At 72.5% G+C, this 23,380-nt stretch carries 21 protein-coding genes; 12 read left to right on the top strand and 9 right to left on the bottom strand.

What is annotated here, in order from left to right; all coding sequences use genetic code 11:
* The first annotated feature begins 183 nt into the window (after nt 1–183).
* Nucleotides 184–1,068, top strand: a complete 885-nt coding sequence (locus tag AMK29_RS10845) for a prohibitin family protein (RefSeq protein ID WP_073811123.1) — start codon at nt 184–186, stop codon at nt 1,066–1,068.
* 101 nt (nt 1,069–1,169) lie between these two features.
* Here AMK29_RS10845 and AMK29_RS10840 read toward each other — a convergent pair whose 3' ends face one another.
* Nucleotides 1,170–1,844, bottom strand: coding sequence for a Crp/Fnr family transcriptional regulator (locus AMK29_RS10840; protein WP_015034542.1), 675 nt, complete (start codon nt 1,842–1,844; stop codon nt 1,170–1,172).
* A 184-nt stretch (nt 1,845–2,028) separates the two neighbouring features.
* Here AMK29_RS10840 and nth point away from each other — a divergent pair, with 184 nt between their 5' ends.
* The 3 genes from nth (at nt 2,029) to AMK29_RS10825 (ending at nt 5,121) form a co-directional block, all read left to right on the top strand.
* Nucleotides 2,029–3,039, top strand: coding sequence for an endonuclease III (gene nth / locus AMK29_RS10835; RefSeq protein WP_198942218.1), 1,011 nt, complete (start codon nt 2,029–2,031; stop codon nt 3,037–3,039).
* 79 nt (nt 3,040–3,118) lie between these two features.
* On the top strand, nt 3,119–3,874 hold the full coding sequence (locus AMK29_RS10830; protein WP_198942217.1) for an NUDIX hydrolase: 756 nt from the start codon (nt 3,119–3,121) through the stop codon (nt 3,872–3,874).
* 47 nt (nt 3,875–3,921) lie between these two features.
* Nucleotides 3,922–5,121, top strand: a complete 1,200-nt coding sequence (locus AMK29_RS10825; protein WP_073811117.1) for a MarP family serine protease — start codon at nt 3,922–3,924, stop codon at nt 5,119–5,121.
* A 177-nt stretch (nt 5,122–5,298) separates the two neighbouring features.
* Here AMK29_RS10825 and AMK29_RS10820 read toward each other — a convergent pair whose 3' ends face one another.
* The 6 genes from AMK29_RS10820 to AMK29_RS10795 form a co-directional block, all read right to left on the bottom strand.
* Nucleotides 5,299–5,520, bottom strand: a complete 222-nt coding sequence (locus AMK29_RS10820) for a hypothetical protein (RefSeq protein WP_073811114.1) — start codon at nt 5,518–5,520, stop codon at nt 5,299–5,301.
* Nucleotides 5,521–5,639: 119 nt separating this feature from the next.
* Nucleotides 5,640–6,578 (bottom strand): alpha/beta fold hydrolase, encoded by a 939-nt coding sequence (locus tag AMK29_RS10815; protein WP_073811112.1) that lies wholly within the window; start codon nt 6,576–6,578, stop codon nt 5,640–5,642.
* A complete protein-coding gene (locus AMK29_RS10810; RefSeq protein WP_073811110.1) occupies nt 6,575–7,072 on the bottom strand; it encodes a phage holin family protein in 498 nt (165 codons plus the stop codon). Before AMK29_RS10810 ends, AMK29_RS10815 begins: the two co-directional genes overlap by 4 nt.
* Before the next feature lie 36 nt (nt 7,073–7,108).
* Nucleotides 7,109–8,506, bottom strand: a complete 1,398-nt coding sequence (gene nhaA, locus AMK29_RS10805; protein WP_073811107.1) for a Na+/H+ antiporter NhaA — start codon at nt 8,504–8,506, stop codon at nt 7,109–7,111.
* Nucleotides 8,507–8,757: 251 nt separating this feature from the next.
* Nucleotides 8,758–10,713, bottom strand: a complete 1,956-nt coding sequence (acs, locus tag AMK29_RS10800; RefSeq protein WP_073811105.1) for an acetate--CoA ligase — start codon at nt 10,711–10,713, stop codon at nt 8,758–8,760.
* 206 nt (nt 10,714–10,919) lie between these two features.
* A complete protein-coding gene (locus AMK29_RS10795; protein WP_073811103.1) occupies nt 10,920–13,283 on the bottom strand; it encodes a SulP family inorganic anion transporter in 2,364 nt (787 codons plus the stop codon).
* Between the two features lie 323 nt (nt 13,284–13,606).
* On the opposite strand from AMK29_RS10795, the gene AMK29_RS10790 reads away from it, so the two are divergent.
* Entirely contained in the window at nt 13,607–14,911 is a 1,305-nt protein-coding gene (locus AMK29_RS10790) for a hypothetical protein (RefSeq protein WP_073811100.1), read from the top strand.
* Nucleotides 14,912–14,984: 73 nt separating this feature from the next.
* Here the strand turns inward: AMK29_RS10790 and AMK29_RS10785 are convergent, their stop codons facing one another.
* Complete coding sequence (locus AMK29_RS10785) at nt 14,985–15,971, bottom strand: ATP-binding protein (protein ID WP_073811095.1); 987 nt, start codon at nt 15,969–15,971, stop codon at nt 14,985–14,987.
* 102 nt (nt 15,972–16,073) lie between these two features.
* Here AMK29_RS10785 and AMK29_RS10780 point away from each other — a divergent pair, with 102 nt between their 5' ends.
* Entirely contained in the window at nt 16,074–16,892 is an 819-nt protein-coding gene (locus tag AMK29_RS10780; RefSeq protein ID WP_073811092.1) for a Fic family protein, read from the top strand.
* Between the two features lie 342 nt (nt 16,893–17,234).
* On the opposite strand, the gene AMK29_RS10775 is transcribed toward AMK29_RS10780, so the two are convergent.
* Nucleotides 17,235–18,101, bottom strand: a complete 867-nt coding sequence (locus tag AMK29_RS10775) for an HAD-IB family hydrolase (protein WP_073811089.1) — start codon at nt 18,099–18,101, stop codon at nt 17,235–17,237.
* A gap of 450 nt (nt 18,102–18,551) precedes the next feature.
* On the opposite strand from AMK29_RS10775, the gene ssd reads away from it, so the two are divergent.
* From ssd to AMK29_RS35010, 6 genes are all read left to right on the top strand, one after another.
* Nucleotides 18,552–19,697 (top strand): septum site-determining protein Ssd, encoded by a 1,146-nt coding sequence (gene ssd / locus AMK29_RS10770; RefSeq protein WP_241845275.1) that lies wholly within the window; start codon nt 18,552–18,554, stop codon nt 19,695–19,697.
* Complete coding sequence (locus AMK29_RS10765) at nt 19,694–20,869, top strand: TadA family conjugal transfer-associated ATPase (protein WP_073811086.1); 1,176 nt, start codon at nt 19,694–19,696, stop codon at nt 20,867–20,869. Before ssd ends, AMK29_RS10765 begins: the two co-directional genes overlap by 4 nt.
* The gene (locus AMK29_RS10760) at nt 20,866–21,759 is read left to right on the top strand and encodes a type II secretion system F family protein (RefSeq protein WP_073811083.1); all 894 of its coding nucleotides are present in this window, start codon (nt 20,866–20,868) and stop codon (nt 21,757–21,759) included. The genes AMK29_RS10765 and AMK29_RS10760 overlap by 4 nt, the downstream gene beginning before the upstream one ends.
* Entirely contained in the window at nt 21,759–22,520 is a 762-nt protein-coding gene (locus AMK29_RS10755) for a type II secretion system F family protein (protein ID WP_073812128.1), read from the top strand. The genes AMK29_RS10760 and AMK29_RS10755 overlap by 1 nt, the downstream gene beginning before the upstream one ends.
* A 72-nt stretch (nt 22,521–22,592) precedes the next feature.
* A complete protein-coding gene (locus AMK29_RS10750) occupies nt 22,593–22,799 on the top strand; it encodes a DUF4244 domain-containing protein (protein WP_079196832.1) in 207 nt (68 codons plus the stop codon).
* A 28-nt stretch (nt 22,800–22,827) separates the two neighbouring features.
* Nucleotides 22,828–23,280, top strand: coding sequence for a TadE family type IV pilus minor pilin (locus AMK29_RS35010; protein WP_079196862.1), 453 nt, complete (start codon nt 22,828–22,830; stop codon nt 23,278–23,280).
* The last annotated feature ends 100 nt before the right edge of the window (nt 23,281–23,380 follow it).

The following is a 23,380-nucleotide window of genomic DNA, read 5'->3' as shown; positions in this document are numbered from 1 at the left end:
AGATGTCGTGGTGGCGGGGGATGTCACGGCCGGATCGGCCCGATGGCGGGCGGACGTCACGGTCGTCACGCGCGCGCGTGGACGTCACGATCCTGTCCCGAGGCGGCCCCCGGCCCTGCGGCGTTCTTGACCCGTGTTTTACGCTCCGCTTACTTCTGGCCGTAGCTTTCGGGGGGAACGCCCGTGTTCGTCATCGCCATCCTGCTGCTCATCGCCGCAGTGGTGCTCTACTTCGTCGCCCGCTCGAACGACTCGAAGGGGCTGAAGCTCGGTGCCGTCGGCGCCGTGGTCGCCGGCCTCTTCTCGCTGGTCGTCAGCATGACCTACGTGATCAGCGCGTACGAGGTCGGTGTCCCGGTCGCCTTCGGCAAGGTCGGCTCGCCCATGACCTCGGGCATGCACGTGAAGTCGCCCTTCACCGACGTCACGACCTTCTCCACCCGCCCCGTCGACCTCAACCTCTCGGACAAGGACGTCGTCGAGGTCCGCTCCTCGCAGGGCGGCGTCATGTACGTCGAGGTCACGGTCAAGTGGGCCGTCGTCCCGACCAAGGCCGTGGAGCTGTACAAGCTCGCGGGCAGCGAGGACTCCATCCAGCAGCGGCTCGTCTACCCCGACAGCCGGGAGATCGTCCGTAACGTCTTCGCCCGCTACACGAGCGAGCAGGGGTACGCCACCGACCGCGAGAAGATCAACGCCGAGATCGGCGTCCTGATCAAGGAGCGTCTCGTCCCGCGCGGCATCGACGTGACCACGGTCAACCTGCGCAACGTGAAGCCCTCGGACGCCCTCCAGGGCCAGATCGACCGCAAGATCCAGCAGCAGCAGGCCACGGAGCGCGCCCTGGAGGCCGCCCGTACCGCCAAGGCCGAGTCCGACCGCCGCCGGATCGAGGCGGAGGGCATCGCCCGCGCCAACAAGATCCTCAACGACTCGCTGACGGACAAGGTCCTGATGAACCAGTGCATCGACGCGTTCAAGGAGGCCGCGGCGAAGAACCCGATCTACACCGTGCCCTGCGCGAACGGCGCCTCCGCCCCGGTGATCGTGGACGGCTCGAAGCGCTGACCCGCCGGTCCCCCCGCACGCGAAAGGCCGCCCCGGGTCCGTCGGACCCGGGGCGGCCTTTCCCGTACGCGCACCGGCGCGCACGGCACGTACGCGCGTGCTTACCGCGAGCGCTTCGCGAGGCGCTCGACGTCGAGCAGGATCACGGCGCGGGCCTCCAGGCGCAGCCAGCCGCGCTGGGCGAAGTCGGCGAGCGCCTTGTTGACCGTCTCGCGGGAGGCGCCGACCAGCTGGGCCAGCTCCTCCTGGGTGAGGTCGTGGACGACGTGGATGCCCTCCTCCGACTGCACGCCGAAGCGGCGCGACAGGTCGAGGAGCGCGCGGGCGACACGGCCCGGGACGTCGGAGAAGACCAGGTCGGACATCTGGTCGTTGGTCTTGCGCAGGCGGCGGGCGACGGCCCGCAGCAGCGCCGTGGCCACCTCCGGGCGGGCGTTCAGCCAGGGCTGGAGGTCGCCGTGGCCCAGGCCGAGCAGCTTGACCTCGGTCAGCGCGGTCGCGGTCGCGGTGCGCGGGCCCGGGTCGAACAGCGACAGCTCGCCGATGAGCTCGCCGGGGCCGAGGACGGCCAGCATGTTCTCCCGGCCGTCGGGGGAGGTGCGGTGCAGCTTCACCTTGCCCTCGGTGACCACGTACAGGCGGTCGCCGGGGTCGCCCTCGTGGAAGAGCGCGTCGCCACGGGCGAGCGTCGCCTCACTCATCGAGGCGCGCAGCTCGGCAGCCTGCTCGTCATCGAGCGCCGCGAAGAGCGGGGCGCGCCGCAGAACGTCGTCCACGAGTTCTCTCCATACTGTCGACCTGCTCAGGGACCGTGTCCCATGATGCCGGACGTACAAAACAGTGCGATCAATCACAACAAGTTTGACGTACCGAGTCGCCCGTCCGTACGTCAGGGGCCCGATTGGGGGTTGATCGGCCAGGCCCGGGGCGGATGTCGGTGGCGGCCCCTAGGCTGGTCGGGTGTCCAACTCGCCGGTGACAGTGCAGGCCAAGGGGGCTGGAAGAGTGTCGGCCGAAGGTAATTCCGCCGTGGGCGAACACGGTATGTCGAAACGGGCAAATGCCTCTAATCGGAAGCCGGTGGAGTCGGTGGAGCCCGCGAAGGCGCTCAAGAGTGCCAAGCCGGCGAAGCCCGCCGGGTCCGCCAAGCCCGCCAAGCCCGCGAAGCCCGCCGGGTCCGCGAGGACACCCAAGCCCGCCAAGCCCGAGTCGCGGCTCGGGATGGTGCGCAGGGCGCGCAAGATCAACCGGGAGCTGGCCGAGGTCTACCCGTACGCCCATCCGGAGCTCGACTTCCGCAATCCCTTCGAGCTGCTCGTCGCCACGGTCCTCTCGGCGCAGACCACCGACCTGCGGGTCAACCAGACCACGCCGGCCCTCTTCGCCAAGTACCCCACGCCCGAGGACCTCGCCGCCGCCGTCCCCGAGGAGGTCGAGGAGCTCATCCGCCCCACCGGCTTCTTCCGCGCCAAGACCAAGTCGATCATGGGCCTCGCCGCCGCCCTCAGGGACGAGTTCGGGGGTGAGGTCCCCGGCCGCCTCGACGACCTCGTCAAGCTCCCCGGCGTCGGCCGCAAGACGGCCTTCGTCGTCCTCGGCAACGCCTTCGGGGTCCCCGGCATCACCGTAGACACGCACTTCATGCGACTCGTGCGGCGCTGGAAGTGGACCGAGCAGGAGGACCCGGTGAAGATCGAGGCGGAGATCGCCGAGATCTTCCCGAAGAGCGAGTGGACCATGCTCTCGCACCGGGTGATCTTCCACGGCCGACGCATCTGCCACGCCCGCAAGCCGGCCTGCGGCGCCTGCCCCATCACCCACCTCTGCCCCTCGTACGGAGAGGGCGAGACCGACCCGGAGAAGGCGAGGAAGCTGCTCAAGTACGAGAAGGGCGGCTTCCCCGGCCAGCGGCTCAACCCGCCGCCCGGCTACCCGGGCCTGCCCGCGCCCCCGCTGGGCGCCGGTGAGTGAGCCGGTCCCCCGGGCCGTTTCCGGGATGGCCCGGGAACGAACCCGTTCATCGATGGCGTTGTGCAACACGGGGGTGCCTATGACGCGCACTGACGAAGAGATCCACGACGAAGAGATCCACGACGAAGAGATCCACAGCGGTACCGGCGCCGCTCGCCCGCCCGGGACCGGCGGGCTGCTCAGCCGGGACGGGCTGCCCGACTGGCTCGGGCCCGTCGACCGCGTCGCCCGCACGGTCGCGCCCGAGCAGCTGAGCCGCTTCCTGCCGCCCGCCAGCGGCGCGGGGCGCCAGTCCGCCGTCCTCGTCCTCTTCGGGGAGGGGGAGCGCGGCCCCGAACTGCTCCTCATGGAGCGGGCCGGCAGCCTGCGCTCGCACCCCGGCCAGCCCTCCTTCCCCGGCGGCGCCCTCGACCCCGACGACGGCGACCCGGCCGACGGCGGGCTCCTGCGCGCGGCCCTGCGCGAGGCCTGGGAGGAGACCGGGCTCGACCCGGCGGGCGTCCAGATCTTCGGCGTACTGCCCCAGCTCTACATCCCGGTCAGCGGCTTCGTCGTCACCCCGGTCCTCGGCTGGTGGCGCTCCCCGAGCCCGGTCGGGGTCGTGGACCCGGCCGAGACCGCCCGGGTCTTCACCGTGCCCGTGGCGGATCTCACGGACCCCGCGAACCGCGCGACGGCGGTCCACCCGAGCGGCCACAAGGGCCCCGCTTTCCTGGTCGCGTCCGCTCTGGTCTGGGGTTTCACGGCCGGAGTGATCGACCGGCTGCTGCACTTCTCCGGCTGGGAGCGCCCCTGGGACCGAACCAAGCAGGTCCCGCTCGACTGGCGGTCATGACAGGCTGAACCCCGGCGACCGGAAACGAATCTGCGAGGCATTAGACGGTGAACGTGCTGGACATCTTGTTGCTGCTCGCCGCCGTGTGGTTCGCGATCATCGGTTACCGCCAGGGATTCGTGGTCGGCATCCTGTCGGTCATCGGCTTCCTCGGGGGCGGTCTCGCCGCCGTCCTGCTGCTCCCGGTCATCTGGAACCAGCTGACCGACCACAGCGAGGTCTCGACCACGGCGACGGTCGTCTTCGTCATGATCGTCATCGTCTGCGCCTCGATCGGCCAGGCCTTCACCACCCACCTCGGCAACAAGCTGCGGCGCCACATCACCTGGTCTCCCGCCCGCGCCCTCGACGCCACGGGCGGCGCCCTGGTCAACGTCGTCGCGATGCTGCTCGTGGCCTGGCTGCTCGGCTCCCTGCTCGCCGAGACCTCCATGCCCACGGTCGGCAAGGAGGTGCGGAGCTCCAAGGTCCTGCGCGGAGTGGACCTGGTGATACCGGATCAGACGTCGCGCTGGTTCGACGACTTCAGCTCCACCCTCGCCCGCAGCGGCTTCCCCCCGGTCTTCGACTCCTTCGCCAGCGAGCCGATCACCCCGGTCCTGCCGCCCGACCCGGCGCTCGCCGACAGCCCCGTCGCGGCCCGCGCCCAGCGTTCCATCGTGAAGGTCGTCGGCACCGCTCAGAGCTGCGGCAAGGTCCTCGAAGGCACCGGTTTCGTCTTCGCCGACCGCCGGATCATGACCAACGCCCACGTCGTCGGCGGCGTCGACGAGCCGACCGTCCAGATCGGCGGCGAGGGCAAGCTGTACGACGCCAAGGTCGTCCTCTACGACTGGCAGCGTGACATCGCCGTCCTGGACGTGCCGGACCTCAAGGCCCCGCCGCTCGCCTTCACCGACGAGGACGCCAGGAGCGGCGACGGCGCGATCGTCGCCGGGTTCCCGGAGAACGGCTCGTACGACGTGCGCTCGGCCCGCGTCCGGGGCCGTATCAACGCCGACGGGCCCGACATCTACCGCCGTGGTGACGTGCGCAGGGACGTGTACTCGCTGTACACGACGGTCCGCCAGGGCAACTCCGGCGGCCCGCTCCTCACCGAGGACGGCAGGGTGTACGGCGTGATCTTCGCCCGCTCGCTCGACGACGCGAACACCGGCTACGCGCTGACCGTCGATGAGATCCGGGAGGACATCGAGCGCGGCCGGAGCGCCGGCCAGCAGGTCGACACCCAGGCCTGCGCCCTGTGATTCCGGTCCCGCGCCCCTCGACCGGGGCATGGGATCGCCCCCGCCGAGGGACATGGCTGTGCCCCTCGGCAGGGGCGTGGGATTCGCCCCTGGAGGGGCCGGATATGCCCCTCGGCGGGGGCGCGGGATCACCCCCGAAGGGGTGAGTACGCCCCTCAAAGGGGCGCGGGACTTCTCTCAGGAGGTGTCGCGGGGGTGCCGGAGACGGGCCGAGACCCAGCGGGCCCGGCGGCGCAGGATCCGTGAGATCCCCACCTCCTGCATGCCTGCCATCCCCGCCCCTTGCACGGCGTGCGAGCCGCCGGAGTCCGGCGGGCCACCTCCCTCGCGGGGGCCCGGCCCAGCGGCCGAGCGGCGGTTGCGTGCTGTCGTGTCAGCGTAGTCGTGCGTCCAGCCCATACTTCGACGTGTGCCCGGGGCCCAAGGTCGGTAACCGCCTGGGGGCCCGCCAATTGGAGTATGCGCGAGGCACATGGCCGTTCGGGGAACGTCTGTACGCCACCGGAGCGGAGGGACCGTCAGCGGTCGGGCTCGGGGTCCTTCAGCCAGTTGACGAGCTCCGTGGAGAAGGCCACCGGGTCCTCCTCGTGCGGGAAGTGACCGAGGCCGTCGAACAGCCGCCAGCGGTACGGCGCCTCCACGTACTCGCCCGATCCCGCAGCGCTCCGCGTCCTCATCACCGGGTCCAGGGAGCCGTGCAGATGGAGCGTCGGCACCCGCACCGGCCGCTTCATGCGCCGGTTGAACTGGATGCCGTCCGGGCGCGCCAGGGAGCGGACCATCCAGCGGTACGGCTCGATCGAGCAGTGCGCCGTCGACGGGACCAGCATCGCCCGCCGGTACACCTCGATCGCCTCGTCGTCCGAGGCGCGCCGGGGCTGCGGCCCCGACCAGTCCCGGATCAGCTCCCCGACGAGCGCGGCGTCGTCCGCGACGAGTTGACGCTCCGGCAGCCACGGCCGCTGGAAGCCCCACACGTGCGAACCGGCGCGCGACTGGGCGAAGTCGGAGAGCATCGCCGAGCGCCAGCGGCGCGGATGCGGCATCGAGGAGACCACGAGCCGGCGCACCAGCTTGGGTCGCATCACGGCCGCTGTCCAGGCGAGGTACCCGCCGAGGTCGTGCCCGACGAGCGCCGCGTCCGGTTCGCCCAGCGAGCGGATGACCCCGGTGATGTCGAGGGCGAGGTTGGCGGGGTCGTAACCCCGGGGCGTGCGGTCGCTGCCGCCGACGCCGCGCAGGTCCATCGCGACGGCCCGGAATCCGGCCTCCGCGAGGACGGGCAGCTGGTGGCGCCAGGTCCACCAGAACTGCGGGAAGCCGTGCAGGAGCAGCACCAGCGGGCCGTCGCCCATCTCGGCGATGTGGAAGCGGGCGCCGTTGGCGGCCACGTCGCGATGCGTCCACGGCCCGTCGAGCCGTACGGGCCCGCTGTTGCTGCTCTCGGGGAGGGTCATACGGACGAGCGTGCCACAGCGGAGGACCCGCCCAGCGCCTTGTCGAGCGCCTTGTCGTGCTCGGGGCGCGGGTGCGGCTTGACGTTCTGCATGATCGCGGCCGTCTGCTTGGCGGACGCGATGCTCTTCTCCGGCGGCTTGACCTTCTTGAACTTGGCGACGGCGATGGCCCCGAGGAGGCTCGCGACCAGCACGTTGAAGGCGAAGGACAGCAGGAAGCACCAGACGAGGTTCCAGCCCCCGTGGCCGTTGTGCCCGCCGGTCCAGGTGTTGATGGCGTACGCGAGCGCGAAGCTCAGCATCGGCAGCGAGAACAGCAGCACCACGAGGGCCACCGTTCCCAGCACGCCGCCGAGCGCTCCGCGCTTGACGTCCTGTCGCAGTTCGGCCTTGGCCAGGGCGATCTCGTCGTGCACCAGCGCGGACATCTCGGCTGTCGCCGAGGCGACCAGCTGGCCGAGGCTGCGCTCGGTTCCGTTGAACGGGTCGCTCATCGGTGCTCCCTCTTCTCTTCTGCGGTCCGACTCAGATCATGCCGGACGGTCGCCCTCGTCGCGCGGTGCCCCCGCCGCTCGGGCGCGCTCCCGGTGCTCGGCGGCCCTCCGCTCCAGGATGTCGGCCATGCGCAGGTGGTACTCCGGGTCGTCCTCCTCGTAGACGTCGGGGATGCCGTCCTCGTCGTCGTCGCGGTTCTCCGCATCGTAGATCGCCCGGTACGTGCGGACCCGCAGCTTCAGCAGGACGGAGGCGAGGACGGCGGCGATCAGCGAGCCGATGAGGACGGAGGCCTTGACCTCGTCGGTGAGGGCGGGGTCCCCGGCGAAGGCGAGTTCGCCGATGAGGAGCGAGACGGTGAAGCCGATGCCGGCCAGGGAGGCGACGGCGAAGACGTCCGCCCACGCCAGGTCCGGGTTGAGTTCGGCCCGGGTGAAGCGGGCGGCGAGCCAGGTGCCGCCGAAGATGCCGAGGGTCTTGCCGACGACCAGGCCGAGGACCACGCCGAGGGTGACCGGCTGGGTGAAGACGTCGTGGATCGCGCCGCCGGAGACGCTCACGCCGGCCGAGAAGAGCGCGAACAGGGGGACCGCGAGACCGGCCGAGAGGGGGCGCACGAGGTGCTCGATGTGCTCGCCGGGGGAGTGCTGCTCGCCGTCGCGGGTGGTGCAGCGCAGCATCAGGCCCATGGCCACGCCGGCGATGGTGGCGTGGACGCCGCTGTTGTACATCAGGGCCCAGATGGCCAGGGCGAGCGGCACGTACACGTACCAGCCGCGGACGCCCTTGCGGAGCAGCAGCCAGAAGAGGACCAGTCCGGCGAACGCGCCGCCGAGCGCGGCGAAGTTCAGGTCGCTGGTGAAGAAGACCGCGATGATCAGGATCGCGAAGAGGTCGTCGACGACGGCGAGGGTGAGCAGGAAGGCGCGCAGCGCGGACGGGAGCGAGGTGCCGATGACGGCGAGGACGGCGAGCGCGAAGGCGATGTCGGTGGCGGTGGGGACGGCCCAGCCGTCCATCGAGCCGTCGCCGACGACGTTGACCAGGGCGTAGACGAGGGCGGGCGCGATCATGCCGCAGAGGGCGGCGACGACGGGGAGCGCGGCGGCTCTGGGGTCGCGCAGCTCGCCCGCGACGAGCTCGCGCTTGAGCTCGATGCCGGCGACGAAGAAGAAGATCGCGAGGAGGCCGTCGGCGGCCCAGTGCTGGACCGACAGGTCGAGGCCGAGGGCGGCAGGACCGAAGTGGAAGTCGCTGACGGACTCGTAGCTGTCGCTGAGCGGGGTGTTGGCCCAGATGAGGGCGGCGACGGCGGCGGCGAGCAGGAGTACGCCGCCCACGGTCTCGGTGCGCAGGGCGTCGGTGAGGTAGCGCCGCTCGGGCAGGGAGAGACGGCCGAGGAACTTGCGGTCGGTCGGTGAGGGCGCGGCCACGGGGGGAACCTCCGGTCGGGTGGGCAGCACAGAGCACGTTGCCGACCAGACTTCCCGGCGCACCTAGGTCTTCTCATCACATCATTGACGTGGTTCTCACCTTACCCAGAGAGCCTGACCTAGAGGGCGTGGGTGGCGTCCGGTGAGATTCACTGTAGAAAGCTTTGCCCGTTTCGTCCCGTCGGGGCGGGGGAACGGGGACGCCCGCCCCCACTGGCTCGGGGCGGGCGTCTCCATGCGGGCGCCTGGGCTCAGTCCTCGCTGGAAGCGGCCGGCAGCTGCGTCTGGATGAGCGACATGACCGAGGAGTCGGTCAGCGTGGTGACGTCACCCAGCTCCCGGTTCTCGGCGACGTCCCGCAGCAGACGGCGCATGATCTTGCCGGACCGGGTCTTCGGCAGCTCCGCCACCGGCAGGATCCGCTTCGGCTTGGCGATCGGGCCGAGGGTCGCGCCGACGTGGTTGCGCAGCTCGGCGACGAGGGTGTCGTCCTGGCTCGCGCTGCCGCGCAGGATGACGAAGGCGACGATGGCCTGGCCGGTGGTCGCGTCGGCGGCGCCGACGACGGCCGCCTCGGCCACCGACGGGTGGGAGACGAGCGCCGACTCGACCTCGGTGGTCGAGATGTTGTGCCCGGAGACGAGCATGACGTCGTCGACCCGGCCGAGCAGCCAGATGTCGCCGTCCTCGTCCTTCTTGGCGCCGTCACCGGCGAAGTACCTGCCCTCGAAACGGGACCAGTAGGTGTCGATGTAGCGCTGGTCGTCGCCCCAGATGGTGCGGAGCATCGACGGCCACGGCTCGGTGAGCACCAGGTAGCCGCCGCCGCCGTTCGGCACCTCGTTGGCCTCGTCGTCGACGACGGTCGCGGCGATGCCGGGCAGCGGGCGCTGGGCGGAACCCGGCTTGGTCTCGGTGACGCCCGGCAGCGGCGAGATCATCATCGCGCCGGTCTCGGTCTGCCACCAGGTGTCCACGATCGGGGTCTTGCCGGCGCCGATGTGCTCGCGGTACCAGACCCAGGCCTCGGGGTTGATCGGCTCGCCGACCGAGCCGAGGACGCGGAGGCTGGAGAGGTCGAACTTGGCGGGGATGTCGTCTCCCCACTTCATGAACGTGCGGATCGCGGTCGGCGCCGTGTAGAGGATGGTGACGCCGTACTTCTGCACGATCTCCCAGAACCGGCCCTGGTGCGGGGTGTCCGGGGTGCCCTCGTACATGACCTGCGTGGCGCCGTTCGCCAGCGGGCCGTAGACGATGTAGGAGTGCCCGGTGACCCAGCCGATGTCGGCGGTGCACCAGTAGACGTCGGTCTCCGGCTTCAGGTCGAAGACGGCGTGGTGGGTGTACGCGGCCTGGGTGAGGTAGCCGCCGGAGGTGTGCAGGATGCCCTTCGGCTTCCCCGTGGTGCCCGAGGTGTAGAGGATGAAGAGCGGGTGCTCGGCGTCGAAGGCCTCGGGGGTGTGCTCGGCGGACTGGCGGGCGACGATGTCGTCCCACCACACGTCGCGGCCCTCGGTGAAGGCGGTGTCCTGGCCCGTCCGGCGGACCACGAGGACGTGCTCGACCTGCGGACACTTGGCGACGGCCTCGTCGATGGCCGGCTTGAGAGCGCTCGGCTTGCCCCGGCGGTAGCCGCCGTCGGCGGTCACGACCAGCTTGGCGTCGGCGTCCTGGATACGGGAGGCCACGGCGTCGGCCGAGAAGCCGCCGAAGACCACCGAGTGGGCGGCGCCGACGCGGGCGCAGGCCAGCATGGTGATGGCCGCCTCGGGGATCATCGGCAGGTAGACCGCGACCCGGTCGCCCTTGCGGACACCGAGCTCGGTCAGGGCGTTGGCCGCCTTGGAGACCTCGTCCTTGAGCTCGGCGTAGGTGATCGCGCGGCTGTCGCCCGGCTCGCCCTCGAAGTGGATGGCGACCCGGTCGCCGTGGCCGGCCTCGACGTGCCGGTCGACGCAGTTGTACGCCACGTTCAGCTCGCCGTCCGCGAACCACTTGGCGAACGGCGGGTTCGACCAGTCGAGGGTCTCGGTCGGCTCGGTGGCCCAGGTCAGGCGCTTGGCCTGCTCGGCCCAGAAGCCCAGCCTGTCCGCCTTGGCCTGCTCGTACGCCTCCGCCGTCACGTTGGCGTGCGCGGCCAGCTCGGCGGGCGGCGAAAATCGACGCTCTTCCCGAAGCAGATTGGCCAGGCTTTCGTTGCTCACGACATCTCCCTTTCCCAGGGCGTCCTCTGTGCGTATGTGTCCCGCGTCATAGCTCATCAGTCAGATGCCCGGGTGACAAGAGTCTCCGGACAATTGGTTTAGACCTGTTGAGCGGGTGATGCGCGGCGGCCCCTTCTTCCCGGGCGGTGAACCCGAGCGGTGGGAGAAGGGGCCACACAGTCTCACGGAAGGGAGAGACGGAAGGTTCAGGACGCGCGGGCCGCCTCCAGCGGGCCCGTCGGCATGACCTGGGTGAACACGTCGTCGTAGCTGTGCACCTCGTCCGCCCCGGCGAGCAGGTACGCCTGCGCCTCACCCACGTGGAAGTACATCCCGTGCAGCGTCAGCGTGCCCTCGGCGAGCCGCCGCGCCACCGGCTCGTACGCCCGCAGGTGCTCCAGCTGCTGGACCACGTTGGTCAGGCAGAGCTGCTCGACCGCGTCGGCCGGGAGCCGCCCCGAGATCCGGGCCCAGGCGTGTCTCCGGCTCGCCATCCGCTCCAGACTGGGCCGGCCGTGCCGCAGCCAGCGGCGCAGCGGGGTCGGCGGGTCGTCGGGGCCGCCGTTCAGCAGGGCCTGCATCGCACCGCAGCCGGAGTGCCCGCAGACGGTGATCGAATCGACCCGCAGCACCTCCACCGCGTACTCGATCGCCGCCGCGACCGAGTCGTCGCCGCTCTCCTCGCCCGGCAGCGGGACGAGGTTGCCGACGTTGCGCACGGTGAACAGGTCACCGGGGCCGCTCGACGTGATCATGCTGGTGACCAGGCGGGAGTCGGCGCAGGTCAGGAAGAGCTGCGAGGGATTCTGGCCCTCCCGCGCGAGCCGTGCGAGCTCGTCCCGCACCAGCGGGGCGGTGTTCCGCTGGAACTTGCCGATGCCGCTCGCCAGCTGCAACCCGGGCGAACGCCGGGACCCGGTCTCCTCCGTGGCCTCGTCGGGCCGCTCGGCCGGCGGCTCCCCGCACTGGTGGTTGTGCCACGGCGTCCAGGGACGGCAGCAGGCGTGCGCTGCGGCGGGGGCGGGGAGCGGATCGGCGATCCGGACGCCGGAGGGGCCGGTCGTCTCGACCGAACCGCCGTGGGCGAGGTGCCCGGCCGTCCAGTCGCTCAGCGTCTCGTAGGCCGCGTGGTCCATGAAGGACCCGTCCAGCTCGACCACCACGTCGGAACCGTGCGGCAGCTGGTGCAGGGCCCGGCTCAGCCGGGGAACGGCGAGGAACGTCAACTGGCCCCGCACGTGCAGCAGGTGGCGCCCGTCCCGCTCCTCCAGATTGATCCGGGTGCGGGCCAGCCGGTGCAGGGAGACCGCGATGGCCACGGCGATGCCGAGGGCGACGCCCTCCAGGATGCCGATGAGGACGACACCGGACAGCGTCACCACGTAGACGACGACCTCGCGGTGCCGGGTGACGGTACGGATGTGGGTGATGCTGACCATCTGGATGCCGACCACCATCACCAGGGCGGCGAGCGCGGGCAGCGGGATCAGGTCGAGCACGGGGACGAGCACCAGCGCCGCGAGCACGATCCACAGGCCGTGCAGCATCGTGGAGGCCCGGCTCACCGCGCCCGCCGACACGTTGGCGACGCTGCGGACCGCGACCCCGGCGACCGGCAGGCCGCCGAGCGCCCCGGACACCATGTTGGCCGCGCCCTGACCCGCGAGTTCGCGGTCGAGGGCGGAACGCGGCACGCCCCGGCCGCCGTCCGGGCGGGCGGCGACCAGCTTGTCGACCGCGACGGCGGAGAGCAGCGACTGCACGCTCGTGACCAGCGTGATCGTCAGCACGCCGGCCGCGATGCCGAGCACCGGGCCCTCGGGCATCCCGGGCAGCGCGTGGCTGCTCCAGGACGGCAGGTCGACCCGGGGCACGGCGAGCCCGGCGAACGTCGCAGCCGCCGTCGCCCCCGCGACCGCGACGAGCGCGGCCGGGACCTTCCGTACGAGCCGGCCCGCGCGGCCCGGCAGCCGGGGCCAGCACAGCAGCACGACCACGGTGAGGGCGCTGACGGCGAGCCCCGCCCCGTGGATGTCGGCCAATTGGGCGGGAAGGCCGAGGACGTTGTCGACGGCGGAGCTCTGCGGGGTCCCGCCGAGCACGATGTGGAGCTGGGCGAGGGCGATGGTCGCGCCGATGCCGGCCACCATGCCGTGCACGATCGCGGGCGAGACGGCGAGCGCCGAGCGGGCCACCCGCAGGGCGGAGAGGCCGATCTGCGCCAGCCCGGCGAGCACGGTGATGGCGCAGGTGGTGCGCCAGCCGTACAGCTGGATGATTTCGGCCGTCACGACGGTGAGGCCGGCGGCGGGTCCGCTCACCTGGAGCGGGGAGCCGCCGAAGCGGCCGGCCACCAGGCCGCCGACGGCGGCGGCGACCAGACCGGACTGGAGCGGAGCTCCGGTGGCGAGCGCGATGCCGAGCGAGAGGGGCAGCGCGATCAGGAAGACGGCGATGGACGCGGAGAGGTCCGCGCCGGCGATACGGAAGCGGCGGGGCCCCTCCGGCGGACTGTGGGGCCGCTGGGTTCGGGGCCGGGTGGTGGTGCGGGCGGGGGTGCAGAGGGTCATTCCCGTCTCCTCCGGGGCAGCGCGGTCGCGGTTCGTGCGGGACGAACATGGGGGCTCGCGGCCGTGGGTCACGGCGTGCAGCGGCGGGATCCGAGCGGGGTCCCCGCCGGGGCGAGGATCAACGCTCGGTAAATGGATCGTAATGGAGAGTAAAGACTCCGGCATTATTTTCGGGGCAAACAGGGCAATAATTCACCGGTTCCGGTGATAGGCGCGCGGTTTGCCGCTTGTCGTTTCATCTTTCCGGCCGTCGTGGTGCGACGTTGACGCCGCCCGTACGGACGTCGCGGGGCACTCGCACGGAACCGAGGAGAGGTGGGCGGATGACAGCCGCCGGGAGAAGGACCACTGCCCAGAGGAAGGCGCTCGCCGCCGGCGCCCTCGCCGTCGCCCTGATCACCGGCCTCGCCGGCTGCTCGGGCTCCGACGGCACCGCCACGAAGGGAACCCAGGGCGGCGCCGGCGCCAAGAAGGATCCGGCCGCGGCCCCGCCGAACGCGGTCCGCCTGATCGGCGACGGCTCCACCGCCTTCACCGGCGCCCAGCCCCGCCAGCCGGTCTGGCAGCGCCTCAAGCCGGGCGAGACCCCGCCGCAGTTCGTCGTGTTCTCCTGGGACGGCGCCGGCGAGGACAGCCAGAAGCTGTTCTCGCACTTCCGTTCCGTGGGCAAGAAGTACGACGCCACCATGACGTACTTCCTCAGCGGCGTGTACCTGCTGCCCGAGGAGAAGCGGAAGCTCTACGACCCGCCCCAGCACAGCCCCGGACGCTCCGACATCGGCTTCAACGACACCGAGGGCATCCGCGCCACCGTCCGCGAACTGCGCGGCGCCTGGCTGGAGGGCAACGAGGTCGGCACCCACTTCAACGGGCACTTCTGCGGGAAGGAGAGCGGCGTCGGCAACTGGTCGGTCGAGGACTGGAAGAGCGAGATCAACCAGGCCAAGTCCTTCGTCAAGAACTGGAAGACCAACGCGGGACTGCGCGCGGAGCAGCCGCTGCCCTTCGACTACGACAAGGAACTCGTCGGCGCCCGCACCCCCTGCCTCGAAGGCCGGGAGAACTTCGTGCGGGCGGCGGCGCAGATGGGCTTCCGCTACGACACGAGCGGCGTGAACGACCAGATCTGGCCCAAGAAGGACCTGGGCCTCTGGGACCTGTCGATGCAGCTCGTGCCCGTCCCCGGCCGCGCCTTCCAGACGCTGGCCATGGACTACAACTTCCTGGTCAACCAGTCGCCCGGCACCACCCAGGGCGACCCCTCCCGGCACCGCTACTGGGGCGACCAGATGCGGGACGGCCTGGTGGAGGCCTTCCAGCGCTCCTACCGGGGCAACCGGGCGCCGCTCATCATCGGCAACCACTTCGAGTCCTGGAACGGCGGCACGTACATGCGGGCCATCGAGGAGACCATCGCCACGGTGTGCGTGCAGAAGGACGTCAAGTGCGTGTCCTTCCGCCAGCTCGCCGACTGGCTCGACGCCCAGGACCCCGACGTCATCGCCAAGATGCGCACCCTGAAGGTCGGCGAGGCGCCGCCGGCCGGCTGGAAGGCCTTCCTCTCCCCCCAGCCGGCGACCTCGCCCGCCCCGCCGGCTCCCGCCAAGCAGGCCGCCGCCCGGCCCTGAGGCCGCGTCGCACGACCCGGGGCGTGAGCCGACCGCACGGCCTGGAGCCTGAGCGGGCCGCGCGGCACCGGGGCTAGGCGGGCTGTACGGCTCCGAGGCTCTCGGTCAGTACGAAATCGGGGTCGACCTGCGCCGCCAGGTCGGCCCCGGTCTTGGCGTTGCCCCAGCTCTCCGCGTTGCGCAGGTGGAAGTGGACCATCTGGCGGGTGTAGCGCTCCCAGTCGCGATCGGCGTACGAGTCGTCCGCCGCGTCCTGGAGGGCCTGGAGCGACATCCGGTTCTCCGCCTCCAGGAGCTCGAAGCGCGGGGGGCGGCCCTTCTCCATCGCGCGGACCCAGTCCGAGTGGCCCACCGTCACGAGCAGGTCGTCGCCGACCTCCGCGCGCAGGAAGTCGAGGTCGTCCTCTCCCTGCACCTTGTTCCCGACGACCTTGAGCGCGACGCCGAAGTCCCGGGCGTACTCCTTGTACTGGCGGTAGACCGAGACTCCCTTGCGGGTCGGCTCGGCGACCAGGAACGTCATGTCGAAGCGGGTGAAGAGGCCGGAGGCGAAGGAGTCCGAGCCCGCGGTCATGTCGACGACCACGTACTCGTCGGCGCCGTCGACCAGGTGGTTGAGGCACAGCTCCACCGCGCCGACCTTCGAGTGGTAGCAGGAGACCCCGAGGTCCGACTCCGTGAAGGGGCCGGTCGCCATCAGGCGGATCTCGCCGTCGTCGAGCCGCACCGGCCGGGAGCAGGCCTCGTACACCGGGTTCTCCTCGCGGACCCGCAGCAGCCGTGAACCCTCCCCCGGCGGCGTCGTCTTGATCATGGTGTCGGCGGAGACGATCCGCGGGTTGGTGCCCCGCAGGTACTCCTTGATGAGCGGCAGGTGCGCGCCCATCGCGGGCAGCGCGGCGGCCTCCGCGTCGGGCAGGCCGAGCGCGGCGCCCAGGTGCTGGTTGATGTCGGCGTCGATGGCTACGACCGGGGCTTCGTTGGCGGCGAGGTGGCGGATGAAGAGCGAGGACAGCGTGGTCTTGCCGCTGCCGCCCTTCCCGACGAAAGCGATCTTCATGTTCACCTACCGTAGCGGTATGAGTGCGGCCCGTGGTCGAGGTGCGTGAAGAAGACCACTCCATCGTGGGGCGGGGCCCTGGGGCGCGTAGCCTCCCTACCTATGAGTACGCACGCCTCTGACCCCTTGGCCGCCCTCGGTTCCCTGCCGGGCGTCGCCGACGCGGTGGACTCCGTACGCAAGGCCGTCGACCGGGTCTACGGCCACCGTGTGATGCGTCGCCGCAGCAACGAGATCTCGTCCGAGGCGGCCCTGCGCGGCGCCCGCGGCTCGGCCGCCCTGTCGGGCGCCGACTGGGCCCTGGAAGAGGTCCGACGGCGCACCGACTTCAGTGCCGACCCCGAGGCCCGCACGGTCGGCGCCGCCCTGCGGCTCGGTGCCGAGGCGGGGCAGCTGCTCTCCATCTGGCGCCAGTCGCCGCTGCGGGTGCTCGCCCGGCTCCACCTGGTCGCCGCGGGCGAGCAGGGCGAATCGGTGGGGCGGCCCCGGCTGGACGGCGAAGCGGTCGACGAGCCGCTGATCGCGTCGGCGGCGCCTTCGCCCGCCGAGGTCGCGGGCCGGCTCGACGGGCTCGCGGAACTGATCGTCGCGGGCGGCGACGCCCCCGCGCTGGTGACGGCCGCCGTGGTGCACGGCGAACTGCTCGCGCTGCGGCCGTTCACCTCGTACAACGGGCTGGTCGCTCGGGCGGCCGAGCGGATCGTCCTGGTCGGCAGCGGTCTCGACCCCAAGGCGATCTGTCCGGCGGAGGTCGGCCACGCCGAGCAGGGCCGGGCCGCGTACCTCGCCGCCTTCGAGGGGTACGTGTCGGGGACGCCGGAGGGCGTGGGCGGCTGGATCGCGCACTGTGGGCGCTCGGTCGAGCTGGGGGTCCGCGAGTCGACGGCCGTCTGCGAGGCGCTCCAGCGCGGCGCGGCCTGACGCGGGACCGGATCGGCCGAGGACCGGCCCGGCGCGGGATCACCCCCGACAAAGGGTTGCGGCGGTACCAAGTGCTGGTACCGCCGCTGGCACGTCCACCCAGTTACCAAGCGTCCTCGATATGTGCCCATCAGGCCGGGAACTTTGCCCTTGGCCTGGTGCGGCTGGCCCGTAATCGACGGGTCGACGTCGCGTGGGTGCCCGGTTTCCGTGCTAGGTCCGTGGGGCCTTCATGCTCAACAGGTGATCCTCTCGGATGTCCTTGGTCTCGCGGGCCTGATTCCTTTCTACTCCTCTGGAAGAAGAAGCGAAAGTGCTGGCTCCACTTCTCTGACGCATTGCTCAAATTCGGGCAAAGTCATCCGCGAGGCGATGGGCCAGAGCGGCCTGCCGACGCCGGGAGGCGTACCAGACGAGACCGGCGCCCACGGCCGCCGCACCGACGGCTGCCGCCGCGACGAGCGTCGGCCGAGGCGGCATCCGGAACTCGGGCAGCCGCTGCTTGAGCCGTACCGGCTTCTCGAAGGCGAGAACCGGCCACTCCCGGGCCGCGGCCTCGCGGCGCAGCGCCCGGTCGGGATTGACCGCGTACGGATGGCCGACGGCCTCCAGCATGGGGATGTCGGTCGCCGAGTCGCTGTAGGCGTAGCAGCGTGAGAGGTCGTAGCCCTCCGACTCGGCCAGCTCCCGCACCGCCTCGGCCTTCGTCGGCCCGTAGGCGTAGTACTCCACCTCGCCCGTGAAGCAACCGTCCTCGCCGACCACCATGCGGGTGGCGACGACCCGGTCGGCACCGAGCATCTCGCCGATCGGCTCGACGACCTCGGCGCCCGAGGTCGAGACGATCACGACGTCACGGCCGGCGGCGTGATGGTCCTCGATGAGGGAGGCCGCCTCGTCGTAGATGATCGGGTCGATCAGGTCATGGAGGGTCTCGGCGACGAGCTCCTTCACCTGGGCGACGTTCCAGCCTTTGCAGAGCGCGGAGAGATATTCGCGCATCCGCTCCATCTGGTCGTGATCGGCCCCACCGGCCAGGAAGACGAACTGGATGTAGGCCGTCCGCAGGGCGGCGCGGCGGCTGATCAGTCCGCCACGGTAGAAGGACTTGCTGAAGGTGAGCGTCGAGGACTTCGCAATGACCGTCTTGTCCAGGTCAAAGAAGGCGGCTGTGCGCGGCAAGGAGTGGTTTTCCACGAGCCTGAGCATAGGTGCCCGCCATTCGGCGTACGCTGGGGCGCGTGGGTTTGCCTGAGAAGGCTCTCGGGTACACCATGGAAGTCACGGATCGTTCGCGACCGTGCTAACCCGGCCCGGCTCCTCCCCCCCCGAGTCGGCCGGAAAGACGACCCCCGCTCTCCCCCCCGGCGGGGGTCGTCGCATGTCCGGAGCCGTTTCGGCGCTGTGGACCATCGTCTGCTCCCTTCCTTCCGGCCGGTCGGCCGTGATTCGGCGAATGCCCGATCGGACCCCTGTTTCCTCACTCACGGTAACCGGCAGGCTGCGTTCCGGGCAGTCCCGGGACGGGTGACGAAGTTATTCACAGGCCTTCGGATATCCCCAGTTTTTCGGCACGATCCCCATGATTCTCGGCACGGCCCCACGGTGATTCCTGTCGCGAAGTTCGCGAACGGCAGGAATCACGAGAGGGGCGTGCGGATGGACACCACCAGGACTTCCGGGACCGGCAGGGGGGCGCGGACTTCGCCGCCGAGCGCGCCGGAGGCGCCGGGCGCCGACGAGCCGCGCCGGACGGGTCCGCTCATCGTCACGGAGGACCTCGGGCTGCTCGACGACCTCCTCCGGCTGTGCGCCGCGGCCGGGGTCGAGCCCGAGGTGCACCATCGGGTGCCGGAGCGGCGGGCGAGCTGGACCGACCCACCGCTCGTCCTGGTCGGCGACGACGCCGCGGCCCACTGCCGTGGAGCGGCACGCCGCCCCGGGACCGTCCTCGTCGGCCGCGACCGGGACGACCCGGGAGTGTGGCGGCTCGCCGTGGAGATCGGCGCGGAATGCGTGCTGCGGCTGCCGGACGCCGAAGGTCTCCTCGTCGACCGCATCGCCGACGCGGCCGAGGGCGTGGGCCGGCAGGCGCTGACCGTGGGCGTCGTCGGCGGGCGGGGAGGCGCGGGCGCCTCCACCCTGGCCTGCGGGCTCGCCCTCGCCGCCGCGCGGACCGGGCGGCGGACCCTGCTCGTCGACGGCGACCCGCTCGGTGGGGGACTCGACGTGTTGCTCGGCGGTGAGCGCGAGGAGGGCAGACGGTGGCCCGACTTCACCGCGTCGAAGGGCCGCCTCGCCGGTGGCGCCCTGGAGGAGTCCCTGCCGTCCGTGCGGGGCGTCCGGGTGCTCAGCTGGGGCAGGGAGCCCGCGGCGCCGGTGCCGCCCGAAGCCGTCCGGTCCGTGCTCGCCGCGGCGCGCCGGGGCGGCGGAGTCGTGGTGGTCGACCTGCCGCGCGGAGCCGACGCCTCGGCCAGCGAGGCCCATGCTCAGCTCGACCTCGGACTGCTCGTCGTCCCCGGTGAGTTGAGGGCCGTCGCGGCGGCCCACCGGGTGGCCTCGACGCTCTCCATGAGCGTGCGCGACCTGCGGGCGGTGGTCCGCGGACCCTACGCGGCGGGGCTCGACGAGCTGTGGGTCGCCGACGCGCTGCGGCTGCCGCTCGCCGGTGAACTCCCCTACGACCCGGGGATCGTGGCCGACCAGGACGCGGGCGTTCCGCCGGGCGCCGAGCCCCGCGGGCCGCTCGGCCGGTTCTGCGACGCCTTCTGGGCGTGCGCCCTCGGCCCCGGAGCCGCGGCATGACCGGGGCGGGAGGCGCGGCCGGCGGAGCGGGGCTGCTCGACGCCGTACGGCAGCGCCTCGCTGCCAGCGGGTCCGAGCCCACCCCGGCGCGGGTCGCGGCGGCCCTACGGGCCCAGGGGCGGCTGCTCGGTGACACGGAAGTGCTCGGCGCGGCCGAGGAGTTGCGGTGCGAGCTCATCGGCACCGGCCCTCTCGAACCGCTGCTCGCCGACCAGGCCGTCACCGACGTCCTGGTCTCGGCCCCCGACCGGGTGTGGGTGGACCGCGGCGCCGGACTCGAACGGGCCCCGGTGGCCTTTCCCGACGCCGCGGCCGTGCGCAGGCTCGCCCAGCGGCTCGCGGCGGTGGCCGGACGCCGGCTCGACGACGCCCGCCCGTGGGTGGACGCCCGGCTGCCCGACGGCACCCGGATGCACGCCGTGCTCCCGCCGGTGGCGGTCGGCTCGACCTGTCTGTCGCTCCGGGTGGTGCGGCCCCGCGCCTTCACCCTGGAGGAGCTCGCCGCGGCGGGCACCGTCCCGCCGGGCGGCGCGCCGATCCTGCGCGCCCTGATCGACGCCCGGGTCTCGTACCTGGTCAGCGGCGGCACGGGGACGGGGAAGACGACGCTGCTCGCCAGCCTGCTCGGTCTGGTGGGGGAGCGGGAGCGGATCGTGCTCGCGGAGGACTCGGCGGAGCTGAGGCCGGACCACCCGCACGTGGTGCGCCTCGAGGCGCGGCCCGCGAACCAGGAGGGCGCCGGGCTGGTGACCCTCCGGGATCTGGTCCGTCAGGCGCTGCGGATGCGGCCCGACCGGCTGGTGGTCGGCGAGGTCCGGGGAGGTGAGGCCGTGGACCTCCTCGCCGCCCTGAACACGGGCCACGAAGGCGGCTCGGGAACGGTCCACGCCAACACCGCGGCGGACGTACCGGCGCGGCTCGAAGCCCTGGGAACGGCCGCGGGACTCGACCGGGCCGCTCTGCACAGCCAGTTGGGGGCCGGCCTGTCGGTCGTGCTGCACCTGGCCCGTGACCGGGACGGGCGGCGGCGGATCGCGGAGGTGCACGTCCTGGAGCGGGACGGGGCCGGTCTGGTGCGGACGGTTCCCGCGCTGCGGTGGGGCGCGTCCGGGTTCGAGCGGGACCGGGGCTGGGAGCGGCTGCGGTCGCTGATCGGAGGGGGAGCCCGATGACGGCGGAACCGGTGCCGGTACGGGCCCTGGCCCACGGGATGGCGGCGCTCTGCGCGGGTCTCGCCCTCTGGGGGGTGATCGAGCGGCGGCGCGGTGTGCGCAGGGCGACGGCCGTGCTCGTGCGGGGCGGCCCGGGTGCGCGAGGTGTTCCGGACGCTCCTGGGGAGGCGTGGCGGGCGGTGGTCGCGCGCTGGTGGACGGTGGCGCGCGGACGGCGTGCGTGGCTCTGTCTGCCCGTGGCGGGGGTCCTCGCGCTGCTCGGGGAGTCGCCGCTGCCGCTGGTGGCGGGCGTGGTGGCGGTGCCCCTGGTGGGGCGGCGGCTGCGGGCGGCCGAGCGTCGCAAGGGGTGTGAGGCGCGGGCCGAGCGGGTGGCGGCCTTGTGCGGGGCGGTCGTCGGGGAGCTGAGAGCCGGATGGCAGCCCGCGCAGGCCCTGGCCTTCGCGGCCCGGGAGACGGACGCGCTGGGCGGTGAGGAGGCGGCGGTGCTCGCGGCGGCCCGCTTCGGCGGGGACGTGCCGGACGCGCTGCGGAAGGCCGCGGGACAGGACGGCGCCGAAGGGCTCGCGGGCATGGCGGCCTGCTGGCAGGTGGCCGTCGACGGTGGCGCCGGTCTCGCGGCCGGGCTCGACCGGCTCGAAGCGGCCCTGCGGGACCACCGCGAGCAGCGGGAGCGGCTGCGCGCCGAACTGGCGGGCGCCTGGGCGACGGTCGCGGTGCTCGCGCTGCTTCCGCTGGCCGGGATCGCCCTCGGCGCCGCGCTGGGTGCCGAGCCGCTGCGGGTGCTGCTGCACACGCCGGCGGGCCTGGGCTGCCTCGTCGTGGGAGGGGCTCTGGAGGCGGTCGGGCTGTGGTGGGCCGGACGGATCGTACGAGGAGGGGAGCGGGCGTGATCGGGGCGTTGCAGCTGGCGGGACTCGTGGTCCTGGCCCTGGTCTGCTGTGCGCAGGCCGCCCGGGAGGTGGTCGGCGAGCGCCGGGCGAGAGGGATGCGGCGACGGTTGGACAGCCTTCTCCCGGTGCCGGCGGCACGGACCGTGCGGGGCCGGCCGGGGCTGCCGGTGTGGGTGGGGCACTGGGGTGCGCCGCTCGTGGCGGTCGGCATCGGATGGGTGCTGTTCGGGGCGCTCGGCGGCCTGTTCGCCGGTGGGCTGGTGGCGGCCGGGGTGAGGCGGGGAGCGGCGAGGAGAGCCGCGCCGCCGGTCGACGGGGCGGAGGCGGCACGCCATCTGCCGCTCGCCGCCGACCTGTTGGCGGCCTGTGCCTCGGCCGGAGCGGGCCCCGCCGAGGCGGCGGAAGCCGTCGGCCGGTCCCTGGGCGGTCCGCTCGGCGAGCGGCTGACCCGCACGGCGGCCGAGCTTCGGCTCGGTGGCGAACCGGCCGAGGTGTGGCGGAGGTTCGGCGCGATACCCGGTGCCGGGGGGCTGGCCCGCTGCATGGAACGGGCCGGTTCCTCCGGGGCGCCCGCGGCGGAGGCCGTCGCCCGGCACGCGGCGGCGCTGCGATCGGCCGGCACCCGTGCGGCGGAGGCCAGGGCGCGCCGCGCGCAGGTACTGATCAGCGCTCCCGTGGGGCTCTGCTTCCTGCCCGCCTTCCTGGCGGTGGGGGTGGCCCCGGTGGTGATCGGCCTCGCGACGGGACTCCTGGACGGATGAACGGCGAGGCAGGACGAGATGCGACACGACAAGACACGACACGGCACGACACGACGATCAGAGGAGGTCGGCATGGCAGGCAGGGCGACGGTGTGCGGATGGTGGCGGGAGCGACGGGAGGCCGCGCGCCGCGACGAGGGGATGACCACGTCCGAGTACGCGGTGGGAACGATCGCCGCGGCGGGGTTCGCCGCGGTCCTGTACAAGATCGTGACCAGCGGGGCGGTCTCGGGCGCGCTGGAGTCGGTGATCGGGAAGGCCCTCGATGCGCCGTTCTGACCGGGGGTTCGTGACTGTGGAGGCGGCGATGGTGTTGCCCGTCCTTGCGCTGTTCACGGTGACGCTGCTCTGGGCGCTGGCGGCGGCCGCCGCGCAGATCCGGTGCGTGGACGCGGCACGGGCCGGGGCCCGTGCCGCGGCCCGCTCGGAGCCGGCCCCCGCCGCCGAGTCGGCCGCACGGTCCGCGGCGCCCGAGGGCGCCCGGGTGTCGGTGACACGCTCCGGGGACCTGTGGCGGGTCACGGTGGAGGCGTCGGCCCCAGGCCCCGGGGGCATGGGTCTCACCCTGAGAGCGGACGCGGCGGCCCTCGCCGAGGACACGGCGGCGCCGGGCGGCGCCGCGACCGGGGGTGTGACGCCCGGTGGCGTGGAGAGCGGGGGCACGGAGGCCGGGGGCGTGGAAGCCGGGGGCCTGGTACCGGAAGGCGTGGAGGCGGAAGGACCGGAGACGCAAAGCCCGGAGGCAGGTGCTCCGCGGTGACCGCCGGAGTCGCTGCGGGCCGAGGCGGGGGAGCCGGCCGAGGCGTGGGCGGCGGCCGGGTCGGCGGCATGAGCGGCAGCCCGCGTGACCGCTGCGCCGG

Source organism: Streptomyces sp. CB02261 (assembly GCF_001905665.1).
Classification (GTDB): Bacteria; Actinomycetota; Actinomycetes; order Streptomycetales; family Streptomycetaceae; genus Streptomyces.
The sequence above is the reverse complement of the archived record's forward strand: the minus strand, read 5'-3'. Positions and strand labels throughout refer to the sequence as shown.